This is a genomic window from Candidatus Pseudothioglobus sp. uisw_070 (assembly GCF_059512545.2).
The window spans coordinates 1539705-1554021 of the sequence record NZ_CM183456.2 but is presented as its reverse complement, the minus strand read 5'-3'; the positions used below and the strand labels follow the sequence as shown (position 1 = coordinate 1554021).

Below are 14317 nucleotides of genomic sequence, written 5' to 3'. Positions count from 1 at the left end.
GCCTTTTAATTGGGAAATTTATGAACAACAGTGTTAATTGCAAAATCTATGATGACGTAATGTTGATTACCTTGGACCGACCAAAAGCTAATGCAATTGATGCTAAAACAAGTCATGCGCTGGGTGATGCATTTATCAGTTTTAGAGATAATAATAATTTACGGGTGGCTGTGATAACGGGTGCTGGTGATCGTTTTTTTTGCGGTGGCTGGGATTTAAAAGCCGCATCTGAAGGCGAGGCAATTGATGCAGACTTTGGGCTTGGTGGTTTTGCAGGACTAACGGAGTTGTGGGATCTTGATAAACCTGTCATTGCCGCAGTTAATGGACTAGCAGTTGGAGGAGGCTTTGAGTTAGCTTTAGCAGCTGACCTTATAATTGCAGCAGATACTGCAGAGTTTTTTGTTCCAGAAGCGACCTTAGGCATTATCCCTGATAGTGGGGGCGTCTTAAGATTGCCACGACGATTGCCATCTGCAGTGGCGATGGATATGCTTATGACAGGTCGACGAATGGCCGTAGATGAAGCAAAACACTTTGGCCTAGTTAATCGAAGCTGTACTTTAAGTGAATTAGAAGATTCAGCAATAGAGTGGGCACATCAAATTGCTAAGTCTGCACCTCTTTCTCTGGCAGCAATAAAATCTGTATTAAGGCAAACAGACCAAATGGATTTAGAAAGTGCTTATAAAGTTATGCGATCTGGTGAGATCCAGGCTTATCAGAAAATGTTGAACTCTGAAGATGCAAAAGAAGGTCCTAAAGCTTTTTCTGAAAAGAGATCTCCAAGCTGGAAAGGAAAATAATCATTATAAATACAACAGATTTTGAACAAGCTAGAACTGGGTATAATTTATTTGATGAATTAAGTTAGGATATAGATTCAATGAAAAGATATTTTTTAACATCAGTCACAATTGCTTTAGCTATTTTTTCGCTAAGTTCAAATGCCAATAGTGAAGGCGAAGCAATGTATAGTGCTTTGGGCTGTGTAAGTTGTCATGGCCAGAATGGACATTCGACAGATGAAAATGCACCTTCTTTAGCTGGAAAAGATGCTGATTGGATTGTTCAGCAATTAGAATATTTTCAGTCAGGTGAGCGTCAGAACTCATACATGAATGCAATGGCTCCAATGGCTGAAGGATTTGAACGCTCGATTGCTGAATATCTTTCTATTCAAAATTCTAAATACTAATATTAGTCGATAAAACTGTCCTAATTGAAGTTTACGATACCATTATTTTTCACGTATAATTTCCTTGAATTTTTTGGAGATTAAGAATGAAAAAGACCATTATTGCTTTAGCTTATATATTAATTGCTTCTTTCAGTAGCCCTATTATTGCTGCTGGTGATGCTGAGGCAGGTCAAGCAAAGACTGCAACATGTATGGGTTGCCATGGTCTGGCAGGTAATAGCACTATTCCTACTTTTCCTAAGTTAGCTGGACAAGGTGAGGCTTATCTTATAAAACAATTACAGCACTTTAAGTCAGGTGAAAGAAAGAATGCAATGATGAATGGTGTTGCTGGAATGCTCTCTGAGCAAGACATGATGGACATTGCAGCTTACTATTCAATCCAAACTATAAGTGAAAACAGTGCGAATGCAGATGCTGAAACTCTTGAGCTTGGTCGTAAGATTTATGTTGGTGGAAAAATGGATACTCAAACGACAGCTTGTATTGCTTGTCATGGAGCTAAAGGTTTAGGTATTCCAACTGCAGGCTTCCCAGCAATCAGCGGTCAGCATGCAGCATATACTACTTCACAGCTAAAAGCATTCCGTCAATATTCCATAAATGAACAAACGGGCTCCACAGATGTTTCTAGGGCAAATGAGATGATGGTGAATGTTGCTAAAGGTTTAACGACAGTTGAAATTGAAGCTTTGTCACAATATATAGCTGGACTTCATTAAACTAGAGCTGGTGATTTTATGAAAAGAAAAATTGGGATAGTAGCCCTATCCCTATCATTTTTGGCAGTACTCTGGCTTTTGCTTGGTATGGCTAATTTGGTGCCACTTTTGATAGAGTTACCGAACGAAACAAGTATAAGAGCGCATGCCTCACTAGCAGTAATTTTCTTGTTGATAGGTTCTGCGGCTTTTTGGAACGAAGATTAATTTTTAAAGAAGGATGTAATTATGATGAAAACGTCAGATATATGTATTTTAATGTCAGTGGGTGTTGCATTTGTAACAACTGCTTTTCTTTGGTTTCAAGGAGTGGACACAAAGCAAGAAGCATTGTTTACCGCAACTTGGATTCCATCTATTTTAACGTTCGCTATTTATTTTAAAATAATAGCCAGGAAGGACTAATTATGGATGATTCACTAATATTCTTTACTGGGTTATTTTGCTTTGCGCTTGCTTTAGTAGGAGCGGTAATGACTGTTGTAGAATTTAAACGTCTAGAGTCAGAAGATAAAAAATAACATTGGGCTGTTAAGTCTTTTAATAGAATAGTCTAGTTTTAAATAAGAGCTTTTATAGGCACTATTAAAATTATAAACGCGTAACTTTTGAGCTTAACCCATTCTCTCTGTGTTGCCGTCGACTGTCATTATTTGACCAGAAATTTTGCTTGCTTCATTTGATATTAAAAAGCTTGCCATGTTTGCTATATCTTCTTTATCTACAAATGTTTTAAGAGAAACCATTGCCTCATAGTCTTCTTTTACCTCATTTTCAGAAGAGCCTATTGATTTGGCTCTTGCTTTAATAACACGATTAATTCTATCGCCTGAGACTGACCCTGGGCAAATCGCGTTTACTCTAATATCGAATTCACCGAGCTCCATGGCGAGTGACTTTGTAATTCCAATGATGGCCCATTTACTAGCAGCGTAAGGAGTCCTTAGTGGAAATCCAAATAGTCCAGCTGTTGAAGATAGATTAATAATTGAGCCCCCCTTATTCTTCTTTAAAAGCGGAATTGCAAACTTAGTGAAGTAGAAGTGGCTATTTAAATTTATATCTATCGTTTGCCTCCAGTCCTCGATGGTTAAATCTTCCATTGGTCCAGTGGGACCAGCAATACCAACATTATTTATGAGAACATCAATGCGTGTAACTTTTTGAGAAAGGGCTTTAAAGTAAGACTTAACTGACTCCGGATTCCCAGCGTCAACATTTTCAATAAATACCCTTTTATTGAAAAGCGGATGCTTATGAATTTCATCAATTTTTTGCTGATTAATGTCAGATAAGTAAACTGTGTGGCCTTGATCTATCAAAACATTAGCCATACACCAGCCAAGTCCATCAGCTGAGGCTGAAATGATTATATTTTTACTTGCAAAATTACCCTGAGACATTACTTTGTTTTTGTTAAGGCTTCAGAGAGTTCGTCAGATGAGATGTACCCAGTTGTGCTTCCATTTTTATCAATAACTTCAATAGTTGATCTATCTTTCAAAACCTTAGGCACTAGTTCTTCAATAAAAGTATCTTCATCATACTTGTATGTTGATGATGGGTTAATGCCAGAGGTATCAAATTTATCAATTTTTGTCATTACAGTCTTAGCTCTTAAAACTTTTGAGCGATTAACGTCTTTAACAAAAGCTTTAACGTAATCATCCGCTGGATTGAGGATAATATCTTCTGGGCGACCAACTTGAACCAATCGTCCGCCATTTAGGATTCCTATATGATCGCCAAGTTTAAGCGATTCATCAAGGTCATGGGTTATAAAGACAATCGTTTTTTTAAGTTTCGATTGAAGATCAACTAGTTGGGTTTGCATTTCACTTCTAATCAAAGGATCTAAAGCGCTAAACGCTTCATCCATTAGAAGGATTTGTGGGTCAGTTGCAAGAGCCCTTGCAAGACCAACTCTTTGCTGCATTCCGCCAGATAGTTGAGCTGGGTATTGGTTTTCAAATCCTTGGAGCCCTACGGCATCAATTTGACCCTGGGCAATTTCTTTTCTCTTATCTTCAGGGACTTCCTGAATTTCAAGTCCATAAGCCACATTTTCAATGATTGTCTTGTGAGGGAATAATCCAAAGCGCTGAAAAACCATACTCATGGTTTTTTTTCTAAATTCTAAAATTTCTTTCTCATCTAAGCTTAATACGTCGACATCATTTACAAGAACTTGTCCTGCAGTAGGATCAATTAATCTATTAATGTGCCTAATCAAAGTCGACTTACCTGAGCCAGATAGGCCCATACAAACAAAAATTTCACCTTCTTCGATAGATAATGAAACGTTATCTAAGCCAACAGTATGTCCAGTTTCTTCTAGAACTTGTTCTTTATCTGCCCCGTTTTGGACCATTGATAAAACCTGGTCAGGCTGGGGACCAAATATTTTATAAATATTTTTAATTTCGATTTTTGACATAATAGGGGTTTATTCTGGTGGTTTATTTCTATCTTGTATTCTTTTACCGTAAGCCTGCGTAATTCTATCTAACACAATTGCTAATAGAACAATTGCGAGACCGGCTTCAGTTGCTTTTCCAACGTTTAGCTGTTGAAGTCCAAGTAAAACTTCATCGCCAAGGCCTCGAGTTCCAATCATTGAGGCAATGACAACCATAGCTAGTGCCATCATTGTGCACTGGTTGATTCCTTGCATAATGTTTGGTAGGGCAAGAGGTAACTGTACCCCAAGTAATTTTTGTTTCGGGCTAGCCCCAAATGCTTCAGCTGCTTCAATAACTTCGGTATCAACTAGTGTAATTCCAAGATCAGTCAATCGGACTAATGGGGGAACCGCATAAATAACGGTTGCAATAATTGCTGGAACAGCGCCCAATCCAAACAGCATAATTCCTGGGATTAGGTAACAGAAGCTTGGAATTGTTTGCATTAAATCAAGAACTGGCAGTATTGCATTTCGAACTTTATTATTTCGAGACATTGCAATACCCAATGGAATACCAATAATAATACAAATAATAATTCCAATTATCATAATAGAGGTTGTTTCTATGGCTTTATCCCAAAACTTTGGATGCAGGAAGCCTATAAAAAATGTACAGAACCCAACAAAAACGGTGGTTCCTATTTTTCTGCCACTAGAAAAGAAGACAACTGCAACAACGAGTGCAATGACTACTGGCCAAGGTAGAACGATTAAGAATTTCTTAAGAGATAGGATTGCACCAAGAAGAAAATCGTTGATTACTTCGAAGTAAATTCCATATTTTTCATTAAAGACTTTAAAACCGTCATTAATCCATTTCATTAGAGGAATATCTAACCATTTAGGCCAGTCATAGAGCCAACTTAAATCAGTAAATAGCTCCATAACACTATCGGGCTTTCTTTTCGATGAGTTATAACTTACGACTAAAAGCCATACAAAGAATATTGGGAATGTAAAGTACGTGAGAATTTTTCTTATCATAATGATTTTGATGAAAAAAAGAGCCCACAAGTGAGCTCTTTTTTATATTAAGATTAACTTATAGAGCTCCAGATACTTTAGCAGCAACGTCTGCTGGTACCCAAGATTTCCATGAATCATCATTCGCTAAGTACTCCATTGCAGTTAGCTCCATATCACCATCTGACTCATCTTCATAGAATGCAAGTAGTCTGTTAACTTGCGCAGTTGGTATGCTATAAGCCTCTAAAAATGCAGTCTCTGCAGGGTGTGAATCCGCCCATGAAGAAAGAACTGACTTGTCTAGTGACATGTCTCTGTACTCAACTCCACAAGTAGGTACCCATGCATCTGTTCCATTGGCTTTGATGTCTTCAACAACAACTTGCATAGATGCCCAGCACTCAGAGTTAAATGGAGGCTCTGCTAGTCTAACTAAATCAACCTTACCCATAAGACCAGTTGGCGCCCAATAGTAAGTAAAGATTGGTTGCTTTTTAGCAAACGCACCTGCGATTGCTGCATCTAGTGCTCCACCTGAACCTGGATCAAAGTTAGTATAGTATTTATCTAGTCCATAAGCTTTTTGTTTAACAAGGTTAATTGTGTAGCAAGTCCAGCCACCAATACAGCTTGTCATTCTTCCCATTGATGGGTTTTCTGGATCACTGAATAACGCAGCAATTTCTGGATTATTCATATCTAGAACATTTGTAAGATTGTACTTATCAGCAGTTGCTCTATCAACATAGAATGCTTGCTGAGAGTCAGGAGTATTTACTCCTAGGTTTCTTACTGTTCCTGCAGCTTCATGACCATCAAAAGTATCTTTAATGTTGTCATACCAAAGCTCAGTAACTACATCAAGCTGTCCATCATAGTGCGCAGCCATAATAGGCGTTGTACTTCCTTTAGTTATACTAACTTCACACCCATAACCATGCTCCAAGATGAAGCCAGCAATAGCAGTATGAATATTAGCACTACTCCAGTCAAAATCAGCTAGTCTTGCCTTACCGCAGTCAGCACTAACAACTCCTGGCATTAGAGCAACTGAAATAGCTGAAATAGCTAATAGTTTATTTATTAGTTTCATTTTTTCTCCTTAGGTTTAAAACAAAATCCTTATTAAATATAAGGATTGATTTTTAGTATATATAAAATTTCAGTGCAAGTTGAATTATATTAAATTATTCAACATATTGTTTTTATTAAAAAATTTATATTAATAAAATAATAGAAATATTAAGTTAATAATAATTCTATTTATTTAGAGTCGATAGCAATCATTAAAAGATGCTTTAAATTAATTAGGGTCGTTAATTAAAGAGGGTTATGAAGTAATGGTGATAAGGGAAATTTACTTATTTATTTCACCATGAATTATTCCAATTTAGGCAATTTAATATGTCTATACTTTCATCAATATTAGGCTGAATGAATGAGGTGGGATTTCAACAAAATCTTCACCACATTCTAATTGATTTTTTTTAATAGCTATTTTATTTAGATTTTTCTTGTCATTTAAGTCAGTTGGTGAGCTACCATTAACTAAATAGTTTGCTATTATTTTCTTATGTTGGGGTATTGAAACTATTAAACTTTCTTTTTCTGATTTGTTTACTATTGAAAGACATACCTGATTTTGATCATAGGTGGCTGAAGCATCTATTAATTTATTATTTTTGTATACTGGCTGTTTTCCAAGCGCGGGAGATGAAAAAGTAGGGCTACTTACAGACGTTTTAAGTATTTCTCCTTTGTGATATTTAGTAAATAATTCTAATACTAAAGTAGTAGGAGTTTTCCATATTTTTTGACCGTCTATCCTATAGTTACCCATCACATTAATAAGGTGATACACCCCAGTATTTGTAATCATATCACCCCTATTAATACAAGCGTTTAATAAAGAGCCTGCATATAATGCATCAGAAATATTATAATTTTCAATATAGTTTGGATGTTCAGCTTCTACGTAGGTGTTCCACTCATCAAAGGCAATGGTAATATTTTTTTTAGTATATTTTTTGATTTCAGCAATTGTTTTATCAAGCATTATTTCTACTTCTGTTGACGCAGCAACTGTAGGAATATATCTAGAGGTGTAATGAGGATGTGTTTTATCTTTTTCAGTTCTTATAGAGTAATAATGAACACTTAATTCATCGACTCTTTCTCTGATATTTTTCAATACTATTTCATTCCAATGACCAAAATGATCCGCACAAGCTCCTACTGCAATATATCTTAAATTTGGATTAACTTTCTTGATTGCTCTTACAAATTTATTATATTTAAGTGCATAGGTTTTTGCATCTGTATGACCAATTTGCCAGCCTCCAAACATTTCATTACCAATAAATATGGTTTTAAGATCATAAGGCTTAACTCTTCCATTTTTTGCCCTAAGTTTGCCATATTTTGTTTTGATTGATCCGGTGATATATTCAATCCAAGAGGCGGCTTCTTCAGGAGTTCCATTGCCTGTATTCATCGTTATCATTGGCTCACTTCCAATATACTCACACCACTGCATGAATTCATCAGTTCCAACGTCATTGTTTTCCCATTCATACCAGGCATAGTCATAAAAAGGTAGACGATAATTCTTATCTCCAATTCCATTAATCCAATTATAGCCAGATAGGTAATTTCCACCTGGCCACCTTAGATAACTAGGGACCCATTCTTTAATTAATTTAGTGATATCTTTCCTGAAACCAAAATTTGTATTTTTTGGCTTTAAAGAACAATTGGCGATAAATAATTCATCACTATTAATTGAAATAGATAAAGTTTTTTTGGTTTTTAAATTATTAAACTTAATATTTTTTTTAAATTCAAACCACTTAGAGCGACTTTTTATAACAAAATTTAATTCACCAATTTGTATATAAACTTTTTGACCAGCCCCCTTTAGCATTATGCTGAATTGATGTGCTTCATCAACAAAATTTACGTTTATAGGCTGTTTAATACCTCTATTTTTTTCACTTTTGTCTCTTATGGTAATTTGTTGAGATTGTTTACCACTGCCAAACCTATTTATTTGTTCTTCACCCTTAACTACAAATTCAGAATTTGAATGAGCATACATGACATGCTTTGCCGAAGGATTAAAACCTTGCCAGGGTTTTATAATTCCAAAATCTAAATGATCATGCTCAACTCCTGTTTCCCAAGTAAATTTATCAGCGCCACAAAACTTCCTATTTTCAATGACCTCTGCCCAGACACCATTTTTATATATGGCTTCACCAATGTGCTCTAGATTAGCACCAAACATATGAGGAGAAAGTTTGCCTATGCCTTCATCTATGTTAAATAGAATTTTATTTTTTGATTTAATCATTCATTCCCCATATCTTGTCTTCGGGCAAGTGGACAAAGACTTGATCATTCTTAGATATCTCTTTATTACCTACAGATTGGACAGAACAGTCCAGGATAATATCTTTAATTTTAATTTTGTACCTAGTATTTGTTCCTGAAAAAATAATAGATGTAACAATTCCTGAAAAGTAATTTTCTTTAAAAGTGTTGGTTTTTGATATCTTTATATTTTCAGGTCGGATAGTAAGTAAATGATTACTATTCAAGTCTTTTTTATTTTTTTGATTGTAATTTAAAGCCCCAATCTCTGTATCAATTTCTTGATTCTTTATTGTAGATTTTAGAAAGTTAACGCCACCAAAGAATCTTGCAGCCCTTTCATTAATTGGCGATTCATAATATTCTTTTGGTGATGCAAAACTTTGAAGCTCACCATCAAAAATTAACGCAATATTATCAGCTAATAGAACTGCTTCTTCTTGGTCATGGGTTACGAAAACTGTTGTGACATTTAATTTTTGCTGAATAGTTACAATTAATTCTCTCATCTCATCTCTTAGATGCGCATCAAGATTACTTAATGGCTCATCCAATAATAGTAGTCTTGGTTTTGAAATTAACGCACGAGCAAGTGCAACTCTTTGCTGCTGACCGCCTGATAGTTGTTTGGGTCTCCTGTTACCAATATCTGGCAGTTTAACTAGCTCCAGCATATCCTTAACCTTTTTATCAATTTCCCCTTTATCCATGCCCTTCATTTTGAGTGCGAAGCCAACATTTTCATTAACGTTCATATAAGGAAATAATAAATAGTTTTGAAAAACCATAACTACCCCTCTTTTCTCTGTAGGAATTGGCAGTAGAGATTCATTATTAAGAGTTATATCTCCACTATCAGGTGGAAATAATCCTGTAATCATTTTTAATATTGTTGTCTTTCCACAGCCAGATGGGCCTAAAAAAGCTATTAATCCACCTGTTTTTATATCTAAACTAACATTATTAACTGCAGGCCTATCCATTCCAGGAAAGCTTTTAAATAAATTTGAAATTTTTAAATCACTCATCTTCTATGTAGCCTTTTCTATGGTTAATTAAAGTTTGCCAAATCCAGATGTCGCAGAAGAATCTCCTGAGACGAATTTAGAGGTAAAGAACAAAATTACTATTGCTGGAAAGATAAATACGATTGATATTGCAGCTGTTAATGCTGGATTTCCAGATGAGGCTGTTGAGAATACAAGCAGCGGGAGTGTCATAATCTTTCCAGCTCCAATCAAGAAAGTTAATAAATATTGACTCCAAGAAACTAAGAAAGCAAATAAAGCAGCCACTACCATTCCTGGTGCAATTGCTGGGAGTGTAATCAAATAAAAGGTTCTGAATTTGTTAGCACCTAATGTTCTAGCTTGGTGTTCAAAGTCAGGATTATAGTTAGCAAAAATTCCAGTCATTGTTAGAACTACATAAGGCATTATTGGAACTAAATGTACCAAGCAAACACCCCAGAAACTGCCTGAGAAGCCCCATGAAATAAAGTTAATGTTTAATCCAAGTACAAATGCTATTGGAGGCAAAATGGTAGGAGAAATCATGATGAAAATAATAAGTTTTTTAAATCTGAAATTAAGTAGACCCAGCACTCTTGCTGCTGGTAATGCAATAATAATAGAGACAATAGTAACAATGACACCAATTGTAACGCTATTAACTAGCGCTTTAATAATTGCAGGGTTTGATAGCCACAAGTCTATAAAACCATCTAGAGACCTAAGGCCTTCTTTTGGAATTAGTTTAAGTCTTACCCAGGCTTGTAAACTAAGCTCTTTAGGAATAAGTTGGGGATAAAACCATCTAAATGAAAATGCATTTATAAAAAAAGCAATTAAGGGAAGAATTAGAATGAACGCCCCTAAATAAATTGCATAAATGTTTGTTTTTTTTAAATTAGTATCCATAAAAATTAATCTTTTCTAATCTTACTTTGCGTTAGTCGGAAATAAATCACAACTAAAACCATTACAATAAATGCAATAATCATACTAAGAGCCATTCCTTCACTTCTCGCGTTTAGATCTGGATTGAGAAAGAAATCTAAGGACATTACTGGAAGCATTTGAGGGTAGTTAACACCCAGAATTGCTGGAACTTCATATGCTCCAAAGCTAAATGCAAAAACAATTATTGAGGCGGAAAATAAATTTGGCATTACCAGGGGAAGAATAACGTATCTAAATCTTTGCCATTTATTAGCACCCAAGCTCTGAGCTAATTCTTCAAAATTTTCTCCAAGAGACTGAAGAACTGACATTAGTATAATAAAAAAGAATGCAGCTTCTTTCCATATATAGGCCAAGATAATTCCGAAGCCATATTTATCTTTAACTAAGATAGGAAACTCACTTGGTGAGGCAATAAATCCTATCTGAGTAAAAAATCTAGCTAATAATCCACTTTGAGAGAAAACAAAAATCATCCCTACTGCAACTACTAGGTGAGGCATAGGTAAATTTAAGGAAAATATAAAATTACAAATCTTTTTTGCAAAAAAAGTTTTTCTAATAGATAAGGCTCCCCATAAAGCGAATGCTGCAGCTAAAAAGGTACTAACAAAGCTAACCCATAAATTTAATGCTAGGCCTGACCAGAATAACTTTGCATATCTTTCAGAAAACATGACGTTATAGTATGCGTCAAAATTAAGATCATATCTTCCAATAGTTGGCTGATAGCCAAGACTTTGAAGAAATCCATATAGTATTCCTCCAAAAAACAATGTACCAATAATTAGAAGGGGCGGAGTTAAAGAAAGTACAATTTTTAATTTATCTCCACCCATTCTTATATCCTATTTTAGAAGGACATTTGCTTGCCAGTCAGCTTCAATTTTATCTTGATACTCTGCAGCAATATCTGAAACAAGAGCTCGCGCTAATATTCCTTGATCTTCCGCGGCATCACCAAGATTATTTTGAGCATCTTGAATAGCAGCAACACCATCAGAGCTTGTTACTTTTGCAGTGCTTATTCCCCAGCCACAACAAAAACCATTGGCAGGTTGAACTTGAGCAGCTTGGAGAGTAGGCTCTAAAACAAGGTTAGCATAAACTAACGCTGCTGCTTTATTAGGGGCATTGTATGGAATTGCCCAGTAATTGAAATCACCAATCATGTTGTCATAAAAAGCAAAAGCTCGAGACGTTGGAGGTGTTGTTCCAGCAGAGTTTGTTGGTCCTGCTCCTCTTGGAGACTGAGTAAAACTCATATCAACTTCACCATTAGCAAATAACGCATGTAGTTCAGCATTATTAGTTGGATAAGTCTCACCACCTCTATGAAGATCAGCTTCCCAAGAATTTAATAGAGCCCATACTTTTGGAGCCCACTTGTTGTATAGCTCTTCATTGTATGGCCCAACCCATTGTTCTTGGCCACCACTTAGTTCAAAGAAAATTTGCTTAACAAATCTCGTTCCAACAAATCCACCTTTACCAGGTCTGATATATGTAAATCTACCTGGATTGTCAGAAATCCATTTAGTTAGAAAACCATAATTTCTTGGCATGTCTTCATAGTCGTTTCTAGCTGAGTCATACATAAAATGAAACTGCGCACTTGACCAAGGACTTTCCATACCATCAACTGGTCTTCCAAAGTCTAAATTTACCGCAGGGTTATCCCATGCAACGAATTTACTATTTGGTAATCCAGCAGCAAATGGACCATACAGAAGGTCTGCTTGCTTTAGAGTCCAGAAGTTTTCACCGTTGATCCAGATCAAATCAACATTACCATTATCTCCAGTGATACCAGCTTCTTTTTCACTTAAAACTTGGTTAACCACATCAACAGTTCCTGCAACACCAATTCTATTTAAAGTAATGTTGTAGTCACTTTTTAAAGGCGCGCCATAGAAATCATCTACGAAGCCATTAATTGCATCTGATCCACCCCACATATAAACGTTGACTTGTCCACCATTTGCTGCAGCTTCGACGTCGTCCCAGTTATTAAACCCTGGGGCAACCTCAGCTGAGGCTATTTTGGCGAAAAGTAAACTAAATATGGCAATGGATACTATCTTGATTTTATTATTCATCGTATCTCCTTTTTTAGTTACAAATTATCAAATAAACATTTATTTGATTAGTCATCCAATGGTGATAAGTAATCTACCAAGGGAATTTCTTTTATTAGCTTTAATTTATTCCAAGCTGCAAATTCTATTAATTCTTTACTGTAATCACCTTGTCCAACCGCATAATGATGTTCATGACCAACCATATTTAAGGTGTTTACTAAATTTTCTGAAGTTATCTTTTTTCGATTTAAATGGATATTTCTAAACCATCCTCTAGTTCCATCAAAGCCCTTATTTGTATGCTCAAAAATACTAGAATTCAATACTAATATTCTTTCAGCATTGTTGCTTATGTATGTAGTTGTAGTTTCTTGAGGAGCAAACACTTGATCACCTGCAACGCCATATTTTTTATCGGTCTTTCTTCCAAGGGTTGTATGATCTACCCATTTAATACCATCTTCGTTTGAAAAATGTCTTGGTGATACGCCGCAATGCCACATTTGTACAGCATCTGCTTCTTTATCAAATGTTGCTAAGTCTAATAATGTAGATGATTTTTCCGCATTTGAGATGTAGTTCAAAAGAAGCATGCTCATAGATCCTTGAACATCTCCTTCGCATGATACTGCAATCCCATCTTCACTTCCCAACCAGCCATAAGCCATGCATGGAGCAACCCCGTATAACTCTTGCATCTGGGACCAGCATTGAACAGCCATAGAATCCCAATTATTATCTTCCTTCATTTTCTTTAAAGCAAAATAAATACGCGTAACCTTGTTAAATGAATCATCATTAGAGACCGAAATACTAGAGGCTGCACTTTTAATTTTTATAACTTCACTATCAATAATTTTTTGATCAAAACTATCAGCAATCTTAACTAGTTCTTTGATTGTTGACTCTTCAACTGATAATCCAATATTTTTTTTAATAATTGATTGGTCAACCTTCATGTTGTCAAAGCCAGGAGATATACCTCCTACAAGACCTATTTTGGCATGCTTCATTTTCTTTAAAGCAACTAATGATCTAATTGTTACGGAAAATTTGTTTATAAACTCATCAGTATCTGCATAATTGTAAAACCACTTGGTTGTAATATCTTTATCCGATAAAACTTTTTTTATCATGGCCAGATAATGACTTGTAGACACTAAAGAATGAAGCTTAACATCACCTTCGGTCTCAATATCTGGAACAGCCCATACACCTATTTTGTCTGTAATGTTGCATAGAGGATACAATTGCTCACCTGCACTGCATGAACTTGTTTGAAGAAGCAAGAAATCTATCTTATTCTTAAAAAATTGCTCTGCCTCTTCTGAATCTTTTTTTGAAAAGATAGTTTTATGAAATGGAATAAAATTTACATCAAAATTACTGAGTAATTTCTTCAGAGCAATTTCTGATTTCTCTCTCACTTTATACTCATTTGAATAGTAGGGAGCAATTGCCGTAGCCACGTATCCAATATTTAGCTTTACTGTCATTTAATTAATTTATCCGAATTTAGTTAGGAGTCAAATTGATATCATATCACATAG

15 protein-coding genes are annotated in these 14317 nt (G+C 35.4%); 5 read left to right on the top strand and 10 right to left on the bottom strand.

Annotation, left to right across the window (positions count from 1 at the left end; translation table 11 throughout):
• The first annotated feature begins 20 nt into the window (after window positions 1-20).
• The 5 genes from AC5YGD_RS07800 (at window position 21) to AC5YGD_RS07780 (ending at window position 2328) form a co-directional block, all read left to right on the top strand.
• Window positions 21-806 carry an enoyl-CoA hydratase-related protein gene (locus AC5YGD_RS07800; protein ID WP_496141368.1) on the top strand — a complete coding sequence of 262 codons (786 nt, stop codon included), beginning with the start codon at window positions 21-23 and terminating at the stop codon, window positions 804-806.
• Window positions 807-886: 80 nt separating this feature from the next.
• Entirely contained in the window at window positions 887-1198 is a 312-nt protein-coding gene (locus tag AC5YGD_RS07795) for a c-type cytochrome (RefSeq protein ID WP_271556499.1), read from the top strand.
• Window positions 1199-1284: 86 nt separating this feature from the next.
• Entirely contained in the window at window positions 1285-1923 is a 639-nt protein-coding gene (locus tag AC5YGD_RS07790; protein ID WP_271556498.1) for a c-type cytochrome, read from the top strand.
• Window positions 1924-1941: 18 nt separating this feature from the next.
• Entirely contained in the window at window positions 1942-2130 is a 189-nt protein-coding gene (locus AC5YGD_RS07785; RefSeq protein ID WP_416677688.1) for a hypothetical protein, read from the top strand.
• A gap of 21 nt (window positions 2131-2151) precedes the next feature.
• Complete coding sequence (locus AC5YGD_RS07780) at window positions 2152-2328, top strand: hypothetical protein (protein WP_416677687.1); 177 nt, start codon at window positions 2152-2154, stop codon at window positions 2326-2328.
• A 209-nt stretch (window positions 2329-2537) separates the two neighbouring features.
• On the opposite strand, the gene AC5YGD_RS07775 is transcribed toward AC5YGD_RS07780, so the two are convergent.
• The 10 genes from AC5YGD_RS07775 to AC5YGD_RS07730 all read right to left on the bottom strand — a co-directional run bounded on the left by AC5YGD_RS07775 (window position 2538) and on the right by AC5YGD_RS07730 (window position 14263).
• Window positions 2538-3326, bottom strand: a complete 789-nt coding sequence (locus tag AC5YGD_RS07775) for an SDR family oxidoreductase (protein WP_271556496.1) — start codon at window positions 3324-3326, stop codon at window positions 2538-2540.
• Window positions 3326-4360: a betaine/proline/choline family ABC transporter ATP-binding protein gene (locus AC5YGD_RS07770; RefSeq protein ID WP_496141367.1), complete on the bottom strand. Its 1035-nt coding sequence runs from the start codon at window positions 4358-4360 to the stop codon at window positions 3326-3328. Before AC5YGD_RS07770 ends, AC5YGD_RS07775 begins: the two co-directional genes overlap by 1 nt.
• Before the next feature lie 9 nt (window positions 4361-4369).
• Window positions 4370-5272 carry an ABC transporter permease gene (locus AC5YGD_RS07765; protein WP_416679580.1) on the bottom strand — a complete coding sequence of 301 codons (903 nt, stop codon included), beginning with the start codon at window positions 5270-5272 and terminating at the stop codon, window positions 4370-4372.
• 157 nt (window positions 5273-5429) lie between these two features.
• Window positions 5430-6446: a glycine betaine ABC transporter substrate-binding protein gene (locus AC5YGD_RS07760; RefSeq protein ID WP_496141366.1), complete on the bottom strand. Its 1017-nt coding sequence runs from the start codon at window positions 6444-6446 to the stop codon at window positions 5430-5432.
• Window positions 6447-6761: 315 nt separating this feature from the next.
• Window positions 6762-8705 carry an alpha-L-arabinofuranosidase family protein gene (locus AC5YGD_RS07755; protein WP_496141365.1) on the bottom strand — a complete coding sequence of 648 codons (1944 nt, stop codon included), beginning with the start codon at window positions 8703-8705 and terminating at the stop codon, window positions 6762-6764.
• The gene (locus AC5YGD_RS07750) at window positions 8698-9753 is read right to left on the bottom strand and encodes an ATP-binding cassette domain-containing protein (RefSeq protein WP_496141364.1); all 1056 of its coding nucleotides are present in this window, start codon (window positions 9751-9753) and stop codon (window positions 8698-8700) included. The genes AC5YGD_RS07755 and AC5YGD_RS07750 overlap by 8 nt, the downstream gene beginning before the upstream one ends.
• A 27-nt stretch (window positions 9754-9780) precedes the next feature.
• Window positions 9781-10644, bottom strand: a complete 864-nt coding sequence (locus AC5YGD_RS07745) for an ABC transporter permease subunit (RefSeq protein ID WP_496141363.1) — start codon at window positions 10642-10644, stop codon at window positions 9781-9783.
• A 5-nt stretch (window positions 10645-10649) separates the two neighbouring features.
• Window positions 10650-11525: an ABC transporter permease gene (locus AC5YGD_RS07740; RefSeq protein WP_416651554.1), complete on the bottom strand. Its 876-nt coding sequence runs from the start codon at window positions 11523-11525 to the stop codon at window positions 10650-10652.
• A gap of 9 nt (window positions 11526-11534) precedes the next feature.
• Window positions 11535-12785, bottom strand: coding sequence for an ABC transporter substrate-binding protein (locus AC5YGD_RS07735; protein ID WP_496141362.1), 1251 nt, complete (start codon window positions 12783-12785; stop codon window positions 11535-11537).
• A 47-nt stretch (window positions 12786-12832) separates the two neighbouring features.
• Window positions 12833-14263 (bottom strand): hypothetical protein, encoded by a 1431-nt coding sequence (locus AC5YGD_RS07730; protein ID WP_496141361.1) that lies wholly within the window; start codon window positions 14261-14263, stop codon window positions 12833-12835.
• Window positions 14264-14317: the final 54 nt, after the last annotated feature.

What these genes read in the sequence shown, in the direction of transcription:
- AC5YGD_RS07800 (WP_496141368.1), top strand. Translation starts at nt 21, where the DNA reads ATGAACAACAGTGTTAATTGCAAAATCTATGATGACGTAATGTTGATT.
- AC5YGD_RS07795 (WP_271556499.1), top strand. Translation starts at nt 887, where the DNA reads ATGAAAAGATATTTTTTAACATCAGTCACAATTGCTTTAGCTATTTTT.
- AC5YGD_RS07790 (WP_271556498.1), top strand. Translation starts at nt 1,285, where the DNA reads ATGAAAAAGACCATTATTGCTTTAGCTTATATATTAATTGCTTCTTTC.
- AC5YGD_RS07785 (WP_416677688.1), top strand. Translation starts at nt 1,942, where the DNA reads ATGAAAAGAAAAATTGGGATAGTAGCCCTATCCCTATCATTTTTGGCA.
- AC5YGD_RS07780 (WP_416677687.1), top strand. Translation starts at nt 2,152, where the DNA reads ATGATGAAAACGTCAGATATATGTATTTTAATGTCAGTGGGTGTTGCA.
- AC5YGD_RS07775 (WP_271556496.1), bottom strand. Translation starts at nt 3,326, where the DNA reads ATGTCTCAGGGTAATTTTGCAAGTAAAAATATAATCATTTCAGCCTCA.
- AC5YGD_RS07770 (WP_496141367.1), bottom strand. Translation starts at nt 4,360, where the DNA reads ATGTCAAAAATCGAAATTAAAAATATTTATAAAATATTTGGTCCCCAG.
- AC5YGD_RS07765 (WP_416679580.1), bottom strand. Translation starts at nt 5,272, where the DNA reads ATGGAGCTATTTACTGATTTAAGTTGGCTCTATGACTGGCCTAAATGG.
- AC5YGD_RS07760 (WP_496141366.1), bottom strand. Translation starts at nt 6,446, where the DNA reads ATGAAACTAATAAATAAACTATTAGCTATTTCAGCTATTTCAGTTGCT.
- AC5YGD_RS07755 (WP_496141365.1), bottom strand. Translation starts at nt 8,705, where the DNA reads ATGATTAAATCAAAAAATAAAATTCTATTTAACATAGATGAAGGCATA.
- AC5YGD_RS07750 (WP_496141364.1), bottom strand. Translation starts at nt 9,753, where the DNA reads ATGAGTGATTTAAAAATTTCAAATTTATTTAAAAGCTTTCCTGGAATG.
- AC5YGD_RS07745 (WP_496141363.1), bottom strand. Translation starts at nt 10,644, where the DNA reads ATGGATACTAATTTAAAAAAAACAAACATTTATGCAATTTATTTAGGG.
- AC5YGD_RS07740 (WP_416651554.1), bottom strand. Translation starts at nt 11,525, where the DNA reads ATGGGTGGAGATAAATTAAAAATTGTACTTTCTTTAACTCCGCCCCTT.
- AC5YGD_RS07735 (WP_496141362.1), bottom strand. Translation starts at nt 12,785, where the DNA reads ATGAATAATAAAATCAAGATAGTATCCATTGCCATATTTAGTTTACTT.
- AC5YGD_RS07730 (WP_496141361.1), bottom strand. Translation starts at nt 14,263, where the DNA reads ATGACAGTAAAGCTAAATATTGGATACGTGGCTACGGCAATTGCTCCC.